This window comes from Pseudomonas sp., from assembly GCF_036387035.1.
In the GTDB taxonomy this organism is placed as follows: Bacteria; Pseudomonadota; Gammaproteobacteria; order Pseudomonadales; family Pseudomonadaceae; genus Aquipseudomonas.
The window spans coordinates 1-11,812 of sequence record NZ_DASVUM010000185.1 but is presented as its reverse complement, the minus strand read 5'-3'; the positions used below and the strand labels follow the sequence as shown (position 1 = coordinate 11,812).

Below are 11,812 nucleotides of genomic sequence, written 5' to 3'. Positions count from 1 at the left end.
GCGAGACCGGAGTGAAGGAACCCTGACGAAGGAAGGGCCCAACCGAGAGCAAAAGCCCTTGGTTAGTTGGGGCTTTATCAAGTAACTCGCCGAAGGCGAAACGTCTGCCCTTAGGCAGACGCTCTTGATTCACCGCTGCTGAAAAACAACCTCAAGCGACATCCACCAACACGATCTCGCTGTCTTCAATCGCGGTCACCCGCAACACACGCTCATCCTCCACCGCCACACCGTCGCGCGCTTTGGCACGCACGCCGTTGACCTCGATGATGCCTGTCGCCGGCACCATATACGCCCGACGACCCGCATCCAGCGTGTACTCAGCCGTCTCACCGGCCTTCAGATTCGCCGCCACCAACCGGGCATTCGCCCGAATCCGCAGCTCGATATCATCGTCCGCCTTGCCGCTTGCCAGCGTCACGAACCCCTCGCGGTCACCTTTCGGGAACGGCTTGGCACCCCAGGAAGGCGGCGCACCCACCTCATCCGGCATGATCCAGATCTGGAAAATACGCGTCTCCTTCGACTCCAGATTGTATTCACTGTGCGCAACACCCGTGCCGGCACTCATCACCTGCACGTCGCCCGCTTCGGTGCGGCCCCGGTTGCCCAGGCTGTCCTCGTGAGTAATGGCGCCCTCACGAACATACGTAATGATCTCCATGTCCCGGTGAGGGTGACGCGGAAAGCCCGTACCGGCTTCGATCACGTCATCGTTCCAGACCCGCAGCTGGCCCCAGTTCATGCGGCTCTCGTCGTAGTAACTGGCGAACGAGAAATGGTGATGGGCATTCAGCCAGCCGTGGTCTGCGCCGCCCAGGGATGTGAAAGGTCGAAGTTGCAGCATGATCAGTTCCTCCGTAGCAGGGCCGGGCCTATGGCAGGGCGCCGCTGGTGATGACTTGTCAGTCGATGGACCTATGATCTATCAGGTAAGTATCGATAAAAAGCGTAAGATTTGTGTAATTACCATCTGATTAATCGATTGGTCCACGCTGTAGGAGCTCTGAAACCGCTTGCCCTTTATCGGCTAACTCTCTGACCGGAAAGCATTTCACTGGAGCTGAATGACGAATGGGGCGACCATAGGCGTCCTGTCGATAACGTTGATACCCCGGAGCCCGCGTGCCTCACGATTTTTCCGCCGAGCTACCCCCCAAATCATCCGCCAAGCCCTCGGGCCAACCTGCCCATCAGCTGCCGCCCGACCTGAACGCCCCAGAACGTCTGCCTTTTTTCAAACGGCTCGCTGCCTATGTCATCGGCAGCGGCTTGTCGCGCATGCGGGCGCAGCACGTGCCTTCGTGGCACCAGGGCCATGCGGATGGTTACCTCAACGGTCATGCCGAGGGGATGAACGAGGGGTACGCCGAAGGTCATCTGGATGGCATCGAAGAAGGCCGTCAGGTGCTGGTGATCCGCGACACCCGTTCCCTTGAACACCGTGGCCCCCAGGTTGACGATCATCTGTTCGATGACTGGCGCCTGCCGCTGACGAACGAGCTGAAAAAACGCATCAAGGCGGACGTCGCCGAAAAACTGCCCGCCCATGCGCAGCCCACCGCGGCCCAGTGGAAGATGATTTTCAGCGACACGCCCTCGACGTATGTGATCGCCGGCGCAGGGGCGGGCAAGTCGACTTCGCTGGTGCTGCGCGTGCTGCTGCTCAACCACTACCTGGGCTTCGAGCTGGACGCCATGACGGTGGTGACCTTCACCCGCGAGTCGCGCAAGGATTTCATCAACAAACTCATCGACATCATGGCGCTGTGGGGCCATGAACTGACCCTGCGTCAGGCCCGCGAGGTGGTGCGCACCTTTCATTCGCGCATCCTGCCGTTGGCGCGCAGCCTGCCGGGTTTCGAGCAACTGCAGGCGTTCGAGAACCTCAGCAGTCAGTCCGGCCAGTTGTTCGACGACAGCGCTGACAGCAACCCATTCGACCTGCGCATCAATGATGCGCAGCGCCAGCAGCTGAACCTGTGTTACCGCGACCTTTATGCCGCCAGTCCGCGCTTTCGCGAGGTCATGGCGCCGTTGTACCGGCAGTCCCTGCAACTCAAGGAACTGGACCGCGACCACCCGGACGTGCAAAAGCGCATCACCGTGATGGGCTTGTCATCCAGGCGCGACGAAGAGCTGTGCGACGTCATCGAGGACCTGTGGATTCGGGCCGGTGCCTGGCCGATTCAGGGCGTCGAGCCGATGCGCCAGACCGTCGAGGTCAGTGGCCTGACGTTCCATGTTCACGGGTACGCGGCGGAACTCGATGCCTGGATCGTGCTGGGCTTTGATCCCGGCGAAGATCAACACCTGCGCCGGCCGGACGCCAAGCTGCCGGTGTGGGCGGAGTGGGTAATCAAACGTACGTTGTTCCAGGCGTTCTGCCGCAAGCCGGTCATCTGGCTGGAAAACTACCAGGCCTCGCGCGGCATGATGCAGTCACTGTCTGGGGCGGCAGTGGCGGGTCCGGGCTTCGAATACAAGCTTAAGGGCGAGTTGAGCGCAGGGCCGCTACTGGACTGTTTCGTCGGTGCCGCCAGTTTCATCGAAAACCTGGGCCTGGACGTGCCGGACGCCGTGGCGCAGATGAGTTTCTCCGATCAGGACCCGGACCGGTTCTTCTTTGAAGCGCTGAGTCTGTTCTGGAAGGCGTTCGAAAATCACCTGCTGGATCAGTCGCCGCCGGTCATGACCTACAACCGGATGTTCTCGCTGTTCGGCGAAAACTCCCCGGAAAACCTCAAGCTGGTCAGCGATGCGGGCCTGAGACCGCTCTCGCATCTGATGATCGATGAGTTTCAGGACGTCTCGCCGCAGATCGTTTCGTGGATCCGCGCCAGTCTGCGCGAGATCCGCAGCCGCGGTCCGGCGCTGCATGTCGGGCGTGGTGCGCAGCGGTCATCGCTGCTCTGCGTGGGGGATGACTGGCAATCGATCTATGGCTGGCGCGGCAGTTCGCCGAAGTTTTTCATGGAGTTTCCCAAGGAGTTTGCCTCGCCTGCGACCACCAAGGTCATGCTCAGCGACAACTTCCGCAGCCACCAGCACATTATTGACGCCGCCGAACACATCGTGCGTGCCGCGCCAGCCATCAGTGGCAAGAAAGCCAGAGCCAGCGGCCCGGAGCAAGAGCTTGTGCCGGTGACGGTGCTGGACCGCGATGACGACCGTTTGCTGGCCAGCCTGACCGAGCACTACAACGCCGGTGACTCGGTGCTGTTGCTCTATCGCAAAGGCAGCGAACGCAGCCGCTTGCCGGAAGCGCTGCAGGCCCTCGCCGATGCCGATTACGCGTTACCGCTCCAGGATCGTCGTTTCAAGCAGCTGACGTATCACAGCGCCAAGGGTCTGCAGGCCGACGCGGTGTTTCTGCTCGGCGACTGTCAGCATTTGACCCAGTCGCCGTATAAGAATCAGGTCTATCAGTTGGCGGGTCTGGGTCGGGAAGGGGATCTGGAAGCGTTCGACAACGCGCAGAAGGACGAGGTGTTGCGCCTGGCCTACGTGGCTATCACCCGAGCCGTTCGCCATTGTTACTGGTTCATTGACGCCGCGGGCGGCGATGACACGAGCCTGGCGCGCGCTTCGGCGCGGGTCGCGGGGGACAAGCCTTTCTTCGACGACTGCAGGGGAAATGTCTCGGCCGAATGAGGTGAGACGGTCAGCTGCTCAGGCCCGATTAAGGTACTGCGCGCGCCTCGGGATGAAGGTCTCGACCTCCAGTTCGATGGCCTCGATGATGCGCTCTACATCCGTGGCGTTCATCACGGTGGCGCAGGGAATGGCGGCGATGGCGATCACGGTCTCGCCGCTGGCCCGGTCAAACAGACGGGCCACCATGCTGCCAGGCGCATCCATGTTGGCTTCAAAGCCTACGGGATGAAAATGCCAGCGCATCAGTTGGCAGGCGTTCGGAAATGTCACTTTATTCATGGACCCACCTCGTTCAATCGAGCACTTCACACGCTCCGCAGGGCGGGGAAACGGCTGGTCTGATCAGGCGCCCGCAGCGATCGAGACGTCGCTTGAGACAGGCTGGCCAGCAGACCACGAGTCAATTAAAGGTAGCACCGCGTTCTGACAGTGTCGGGAAAAAAATCCTACAGAATTAAGAACTCCACGTTTCGTTGATCTCGGTCACATCGGCTTATATCGACTTATAAAGTTTTGATAAAGCTGAATCGATATAGCGCTATAAAAAGTCCTTGGGGAAAGACCGGTAATAAATATATTCATGAAAACGCCTAAAGTGCCCACATGAAAGTGAGTGCCCTGCCGATAGTAGGGCAAGCGTCAATAAAAAGACTCGGCGCAGCATTAGCCTTTCAGAGAGATCATCCATGTCGATAAGAAACATGAACATTGCGCCTCGCGCATTCCTGGGATTCGCTTTCATTGCCGCACTGGTCATAGGCTTGAGCGTGTTCTCGGTCAACCGGATGGCCGTGATTCGCCTGGCCACCGTCGACATGGAGTCCAACCAATTACCCAGCATCGCCAGCTTGAGCGCGATGCTGGAGAACACATTGCGGTTGCGCATCACCTCGTTCCGAACCCTTGTAAACCGTGAGCCGGCGTCGCTGCGTGAAACAGACGCGCGGATCACCGATTTGATCGGCAAATTGCAGGACGCCAGGAAAACCTACGCCGCGTTGCCGGCCGAAGGGGAAGAGTTGGCCTTGTTCAAACAGTTTGATGCAACGCTTGCCATCTTTCTCGATGTTCAGGCCAAAGTGCTCGACTTGTCCCGTCAGGACAAGATCGAGGATATGCGCGGGATGATCAATACGCGGATGAAAGAAGCCACTGATTTGATGGGCACGCAGATCAACCAACTCATCGCAATCAACAAGCAAGCGGCCAGTGATGCCGCGACGCTTTCCAAACAGCAATATGATCAGGCGAACATCGGCATCGTCGTGGTTTCAGTCGTCGCTGTTCTGCTGACTGTCATGCTGGCCTGGCTACTCACCCGCAGTATCGTCAGCCCGATGACGCGGGCCGTGCGCGCCGCCGAAGAGATCGCATCCGGGGATCTGACCCGGCCCATCGAGGTCGACGGCAAGGACGAAGCGGCCCAGCTGTTGCGCGCCCTGGCGACTATGCAACGCAATCTGCGCCAGACCGTCGAACTGATTGCCGGCTCTTCCACGCAACTCGCGTCGGCGGCTGAAGAACTGAGCGCGGTGACAGAAGTATCCTCGCGGGGCCTGCAGCAGCAGAATAACGAGATCGAACAAGCGGCGACTGCGGTCAACGAGATGACCGCGGCCGTGGAAGAAGTGGCGCGTAATGCGGTGTCGACGTCCGAAGCGTCGCAGCAGTCCAACCACACCGCGCGTCAGGGCCGTGACCGGGTGATCGAGACGGTCAAGTCGATCCAGGACATGACCCAACAAATTCAAGCCACCACCGGGCTGGTGGAAGGACTGGCGGAACAGGGCCGCGACATCGGCAAAGTGCTGGACGTGATCCGTTCGATTGCCGAGCAAACCAACCTGCTCGCGCTCAACGCCGCCATCGAGGCCGCGCGGGCCGGGGAGGCCGGTCGCGGTTTTGCCGTGGTCGCCGACGAGGTGCGGGCACTGGCCCACCGCACGGCGCAATCGACCACGGAGATTGAACAGATGGTCGCGGGCATTCAGACCCGGACCGGCGATGCGGTGCAGTCCATGTCGCGCAATACCGACAGCACCCGCACGACGCTGAGCCTGGCGAGTTCGGCGGGTGACGCGCTGGAGTTGATCACCGAGGCCATCGCCCAGATCAACGAGCGCAATCTGGTCATCGCCAGCGCATCGGAAGAGCAGGCGCAGGTGTCGAGGGAAGTGGACCGTAATCTGGTGAACATTCGCGACCTCGCCGCCCAGACGGCAGCGGGCGCCAACCAGACCAGCGCCGCCAGCCATGAGCTGTCACGGCTGGCGGTGGACTTGAAAGCGATGGTGGCGCGGTTCGTGATTTAACGCCGGCGGCGGAGGCTGTGAATCCGCAGAAGCCGGCTTGCTGCGGGCCGCGATCGTACGGACTCAGTCTGTCAGTCACTGTAGATGTGACTGACAGAGTGGGTTCGCCAGCAAGCCGGCGCCTACAGTTCAATGTCCTTGATGTTGCCACGCCGCAGGGTTGACCAGGTCCTTGGGTCGTTCGCCCGCCAGGGCGGCGATCAGATTGTCCACGGCGCATTCGGCCATGGCTTCGCGGGTCTCATGGGTGGCCGAGCCCATGTGCGGCGTGGCCACCACGTTGTCCATCTTCAACAGCGGCGAGTCCGGGTTCACCGGCTCCTGTTCAAAGACGTCCAGCCCGGCCGCTCGGATCTGGCCGTTCTGCAGCGCCGCAATCAGCGCCTGCTCGTCCACTACCTTGCCGCGCGCGATGTTGATGAAGATTGTCTCGGGTCGCATCAGGGCGAACTGCTCGGCACCGATCAGCCCTTCGGTTTCAGCGGTCAGCGGCACGGTCAGGCAGACGAAGTCCGCCTCGCGCAACAGATCGTGGAGGCTCCTATAGCGTGCGTCAAAGCGCGCTTCCACCGCAGGCTTGGGTGAGTGGCTGTGGTAAATCACCGGCATGCCGAAGCCGAAATGCCCCCGTTGCGCCAGCGCCTCGCCAATCCGACCCATGCCCACGATCCCCAGCGTCTTGCCATGCACGTCGGAGCCAAAGTGCTGCGGCCCGATGTTCTGCTTCCACTGGCCGGTGCGGACCATGTTCGCCAGCTCCACCACACGACGGGCCGTGGCCATGATCAGCGCAAAGCCGGTGTCGGCAGTGGTTTCGGTGAGCACATCCGGCGTGTTGGTGAGCAGGATGCCGCGCCGCGTCAGGTAATCAATGTCGTAATTGTCGACGCCCACCGAGACGCTGGACACGGCTTTGAGCTTCGGCGCCAGGTCCAGCAAGGTGGCATCCAGCTTCACGCTCGCGCCCAGCAAGGCATCGGCGTGGGGCAGGGCGTCGCGCAAGCGGGCGAGGCCTTCGCTGGATTTCGGATCATCGATCAGCGTCACCTCGGCCTGGGCTTGCAGGCGCTGCATCAGTGGCGCCGAGAGTTTTTTATAGAGCACAACATGGGTGGTCATTAACTGGGTTCCCGATCAGGAGTGGGCAGGCGTGGGACGCACGCCGGGCTTGTCGCTCAGCGGCCTGACTTTGCTGTCCGGCTTGAGCAGCAACGTCAGCACCACCGACACCAGCAGCGCGCCGCTCATGAACAGGTACGAAGCGCTCAAGGTGCCGGTCACGCCATTCAGGTAACCGACGAGGTACGAACCTGCGAATGAGCCCAATGCGCCGAGGCTGTTGATCAATGCCATGGCACCGCCCGCGACGTTGGCCGGGAGGATTTCCGGGACGATGGCGAAGAACGGGCCATACGGCGCGTACATGCAGGCACCGGCGATCACCAGCAGCGAGTAGGACCACCAGAAGTGCTCGGTGCCCAGCGCATACGAGCCGTAAAACGCGACCGCGGCGAGCAACAGCGGCGGCCAGACGAAGGCTTTGCGCTTCTGGGTTTTATCCGACGCCCACGACACCAGTACCATGCCGATGACGGCCGCCAGATACGGCAGGGCCGAGAGCCAGCCAGCCTCGACCATGTCCATCTGCATGCCTTTCTTGATGATGGTCGGCAGCCACAGCACGAAGCCGTAAACGCCGATGCTCCAGCAGAAATATTGCGCGGCGAGCAGCAGCACGCGCGGGGAGCGGAAGGCTTCGGCGTAGTTTTTCACCGGCTTGATCCCGACCTGTTCGGCGTCCAGGCGCGCTTGCAGTTCAGTCTTCTCTTCAGCCGTCAGCCATTTGGCCTGGGCCGGACGCTCGTCCACCAGACGCCACCAGATGAACGCCCAAATCACCGCCGGCAAACCCTCGACGATGAACATCCAACGCCAGCTGAAATGCGCGACCAGATAACCGGAGACCACCGACATCCACAGCATCGTCACCGGGTTGCCAAGGATCAGCACCGTGTTGGCCCGCGAGCGTTCGGCCTTGGTGAACCAGTAGCAGAGGTACACCAGCATGGCCGGCATCACGGCGGCCTCGACCACGCCGAGCATGAAGCGGATGCCGATCAGCATGTAGGCGTTGGAGACAATGCCGGTCAGGGTGGCCAGGCCGCCCCAGAGAATCAGGCTGACGAAGATCAGCTTTTTAACGCTCTTCTTCTGCGCGTAGATGGCGCCAGGGACCTGGAAGAAGAAGTAACCAAGGAAGAACAACGCACCCAGCAACGAGGACATGCCGGGGGTGATGTGCAGGTCTTCCGCCATGCCTGAGGCGGCGGCGAAACCGTAGTTGGCGCGGTCCAGGTACGCCAGGCTGTAAGTGATGAAGACGATGGGCATGATCAACAGCCAGCGACGTTTGAGGCCGGCGTGTTTGACGGATTCGAGCAGCTTTTCCATTTCAGGCTCCCTGAGCATGTTGTTTTTGTCGCAGCAGGTGATGAAGGTTCGGTGTGTGAAAGCGAGGAATCAGGCGCTCTGTCGTCGCGCGTCTGCCGCGGCCTGGGCGGCATCGAGCGCATCGCGGGTGGGCAGGCCTTCCATGTCGCCACGGCTTTGTACGGCCTGGCTGCCGATCCAGTTGCCACGGGCGGTGGCCTGTTCGAAGCCGAGGTTTTCCAGCAGCGCACTGATCACGCCGACCGCAAAGCCATCGCCTGCGCCCACGGTGTCGACGACGTTGGCGACCGGCACGCCAGGGACGAAGGCTTCGGCAAGCCGGGTACGGTAATACGCGCCCTTGGCCCCGAGTTTGATGATCACCGCCTCGACGCCCATGTCCAGATAGAAGCGGGCGATGTCGGCCGGGGTGTCGTAGCCGGTGAGCAACTCGCCTTCGGCGAGGCCCGGCATGACCCAGTGGGCGTGGCTGGCGAGGTGATTCACTTCACGGATCATCGTCGCCTGGCTCGACCACAGTGAAGGCCGCAAGTTGGGGTCGAAGGACACGCTGCGACCGGCTTCGCGCATTTGCGTCATCAGTACGTGGGAAAGCTCCCGGCAGCTGTCGGACAGCGCCGCCGGGATGCCGGTGGCGTGCAGGTGCCGCGCCTTGAGCAGTTCGGGGACAATGTCGTTGACCGACAGGTGACTGGCCGCCGAGCCGCGACGGAAGTACTCGACCACCGGGTCGGCGCCGTCCATTTCCAGTGACTTGAACTGAAAACCCGTGGGATGGGCGGTGTCTACCGTGACGTGAGCGCAGTCGACGCCTTCGTGACCCAGGCTGTCGGTGACGAAACGCCCCATGGAGTCGTTGCCGACCCGGCTCAGCCACGCCACCTTGAACCCCAGGCGGGACAGGCCGATGGCCACGTTGCTGTCGGCGCCGGCGATGCGTTTCTCAAAGTGGCGAACCTGGGCCAGGTCACCGGTTTGTTCGGCCACGAGCATGGTCATGGTTTCGCCGAACGAAAGGATATCGATCTCAGACATGGCTCAGCGCCTCCGTTTGCGAGGCGTTCGAGTGTGCCGGGTGAGACTGGCCGAGGCGGGCGAGCAGGCCGACCTGTTCCCGGGTCACCTGCAGCAGGTCTGCGCCCTGCAACGGATACTCGATCGCACGGGGCAGGTTCACCGGCATGTGCTTGACCAGCCCCTCCCATTCGCGCAGATCGGCGGGTGCGGGCGGCACGGCGATGAGCTTGCCTGCGGCATTCAGGGTAATCGCCTTGCAGTGCAGGTATTCAACGTAGCGGCCCAGTTGTTGAGCGGCGTCGCTGGCGGACTGCTCCTGCCAGCGCCAGTTACCGATGTCGAACGTCATGCCGATGGGCATTTGCAGCGCGGTGACCTGCGCGAAGAACTGCACAAAGGGCGCGATACGACCGCCCTGGTCGGTCTGATCGTTCTCTACCAGCAAGTGAACATCGTAGGGCGCAAGGGCATCGGCCAGCGCCGCCACATCGCAGTGCTCGGCAAAATGGCCCAGTGAGACCTTGAGCCAGAACGCACTGCAGGCGCTGGCGCGCTCAAGGGTTGGCTGGAGTTCGGGGTTCGGTTGCTTCTCGCCTTCGAGCCACAGTTCAAGGGGCGCCGAGTACAGGCACTCAAGGCCCTGGGCCTGGATGGCACGGGCGAGGGCGGGGAAATCCTGGTCATCGGGACCGGGACTGAACAGCTCTTCGCGCAACTCGATGCGCTTGACGCCGGCGTCCACCAGCAGCGCAATGAAACTGGCCTGGCCACGGGCACGTACGAGATCGGCACCGAAGGCGCCGAGGCTGATGGCAACGGGGGGAAGGGTCATTGTTGTTGTCCTCTGAAACCGGTTACATTTTTGTTCGAACGAACAGATCGGGTAAAAGTTCGCGTCGGTGTGCTGGGTCTGACCTGCGGTATAGGGGCGCCGGTGTCAGCTCTGTCGTCGGGTCGAGCCTCGCGCGATCAACTGCGCGGGAAAATCGTACACACGCACCGGCTCCTGATCCCCACGCAGCCGATTGAGCAGGCACTCGAAGGCGGTGATGCCCATGTCATGGGTCGGTTGCGCCAGCGAGGTAATGCCGCCACCAACCAGGGGGTACCAGTCCAGTTCGTCGAGGGCAATCAGGCCGATGTCGTTGAACAGTTGGCAGCCCAGGTCATGCAGCTGGCGGGTGGCGGTCAGGGTGGCGACGCCGTTGGCCGTGAACAGCGCTTTGGGGCCCGGGCCGTCTTGAGCCATGAAGCGACGCAACTCATCGCGCAACGATTCGCCGGTTTCGCAGACCTGGCCACGCAGGTCGCTGCGCTGGGCAATCTGGGCGTTAAACGCGTGGACGCGCTCGATCCGCGAGCTGGTGCCGTCCTGGGGTTCGGTGACCATCAGCACGTCGCGGTAACCTGCTTCCTGCAGATGATCCAGCGCCTGCCGCACCGCGGCGACGTTGTCGAGGCCGACCAGATCACTGTGCAGTTCATCGACCTTGCGATCCACCAACACCATCGGCAGTTCGCTGTGCAGTTCGCGCAGCTCATCGAGGTGATGGCCAAGGGTGTTCACGATCAGCCCTTCGATGTTGTACGAGCGCAGGGCGGCGAGGTGCAGGCGTTCTTGTTCATCGTCACGGTCGGTGTTGCACACGACGAGGCTGTAGCCGTGCTTGCGGCAGGCGGTTTCGACGCCGTGCATGACGGCGATGGAGTAGGGGTTGCGGATGTCGGCGACGAGCATGCCGATCAGGCGAGTGCGACCCCGTTTGAGGCCGCGGGCCATTTGGTTGGGGCGATAGCCGAGGGCATCGATGGCGTGCTCGATGCGTTTGGCGATGGCTTCTGACAGCAGTTGGCGGTCGTCGCCGATGAAGCGCGAGACGCTGGCCTTGGAGACGCCGGCGAGGTCGGCAACGTCGTTCATGGTGACGCGTGCGCGCGTCGGGGTGGAAATGCTGTTCACGGCCTGACCCTTATTGGATTTATCAGCAGGCGGATGGGGAGAGCGGTTGGCGCTCTGAAACCGGTTTCAGGAGACACCAGATTGTGGTTTGCGTCAATATCGCTTTATAGAGCATCTGCCTAACGGCAGATGTTTCGCCTTTGGCGGGCTTGGTTTCACAAGCTTGAAGATCAAATGCGTCTGCCTGGGGGCAGACTGTTTCGCCTTCGGCGAGTTACTTGGAAAAGTCGAAAGTCGCACCATCCCCAAGTAACCAAGGGTGCTTGCTACTGGTTTGGCCCGACTTCGTCGGGTTCCTTCACTCCGGTCCCGCTCCGTGGGCCCGCCGCCATCCGCCATCCATGGCGGGGGGCGGCTCTCGCGGCATCCATGCCGCTCGGCCCACTGCGCGAGACCTGCGTTCAGCCTGCACCCA

The 11,812-nt window shown here is 61.8% G+C and carries 9 protein-coding genes and 1 pseudogene; 3 read left to right on the top strand and 7 right to left on the bottom strand.

Features of this window, described 5'->3' with window-relative positions; all coding sequences use genetic code 11:
* Positions 1-151: 151 nt before the first annotated feature.
* Positions 152-847, bottom strand: a complete 696-nt coding sequence (locus VF672_RS17545; RefSeq protein WP_331105823.1) for a pirin family protein — start codon at positions 845-847, stop codon at positions 152-154.
* Between the two features lie 506 nt (positions 848-1,353).
* Between VF672_RS17545 and VF672_RS17540 the strand changes: the two genes are divergently transcribed.
* Positions 1,354-3,654 (top strand): UvrD-helicase domain-containing protein, encoded by a 2,301-nt coding sequence (locus VF672_RS17540; RefSeq protein WP_331105826.1) that lies wholly within the window; start codon positions 1,354-1,356, stop codon positions 3,652-3,654.
* Positions 3,655-3,672: 18 nt separating this feature from the next.
* Here VF672_RS17540 and VF672_RS17535 read toward each other — a convergent pair whose 3' ends face one another.
* Positions 3,673-3,936, bottom strand: coding sequence for a DUF1652 domain-containing protein (locus tag VF672_RS17535; protein ID WP_414705624.1), 264 nt, complete (start codon positions 3,934-3,936; stop codon positions 3,673-3,675).
* A 407-nt stretch (positions 3,937-4,343) separates the two neighbouring features.
* Here VF672_RS17535 and VF672_RS24680 point away from each other — a divergent pair.
* Positions 4,344-5,114, top strand: a pseudogene (locus VF672_RS24680) (MCP four helix bundle domain-containing protein); the annotation flags it as partial.
* Positions 5,106-5,969, top strand: coding sequence for a methyl-accepting chemotaxis protein (locus VF672_RS24675; protein WP_414705625.1), 864 nt, complete (start codon positions 5,106-5,108; stop codon positions 5,967-5,969). The pseudogene VF672_RS24680 and the gene VF672_RS24675, both read left to right, overlap by 9 nt.
* 129 nt (positions 5,970-6,098) lie before the next feature.
* Here the strand turns inward: VF672_RS24675 and VF672_RS17525 are convergent, their stop codons facing one another.
* From VF672_RS17525 to VF672_RS17505, 5 genes are all read right to left on the bottom strand, one after another.
* Entirely contained in the window at positions 6,099-7,088 is a 990-nt protein-coding gene (locus VF672_RS17525; RefSeq protein ID WP_331105821.1) for a D-glycerate dehydrogenase, read from the bottom strand.
* A 15-nt stretch (positions 7,089-7,103) separates the two neighbouring features.
* The gene (locus tag VF672_RS17520; RefSeq protein ID WP_331105820.1) at positions 7,104-8,420 is read right to left on the bottom strand and encodes an MFS transporter; all 1,317 of its coding nucleotides are present in this window, start codon (positions 8,418-8,420) and stop codon (positions 7,104-7,106) included.
* A 69-nt stretch (positions 8,421-8,489) separates the two neighbouring features.
* Positions 8,490-9,455: a sugar kinase gene (locus tag VF672_RS17515; protein WP_331105819.1), complete on the bottom strand. Its 966-nt coding sequence runs from the start codon at positions 9,453-9,455 to the stop codon at positions 8,490-8,492.
* Positions 9,448-10,269: an AP endonuclease gene (locus VF672_RS17510; protein ID WP_331105818.1), complete on the bottom strand. Its 822-nt coding sequence runs from the start codon at positions 10,267-10,269 to the stop codon at positions 9,448-9,450. The genes VF672_RS17515 and VF672_RS17510 overlap by 8 nt, the downstream gene beginning before the upstream one ends.
* Before the next feature lie 105 nt (positions 10,270-10,374).
* Complete coding sequence (locus tag VF672_RS17505; RefSeq protein ID WP_331105824.1) at positions 10,375-11,358, bottom strand: LacI family DNA-binding transcriptional regulator; 984 nt, start codon at positions 11,356-11,358, stop codon at positions 10,375-10,377.
* Between the last annotated feature and the right edge of the window lie 454 nt (positions 11,359-11,812).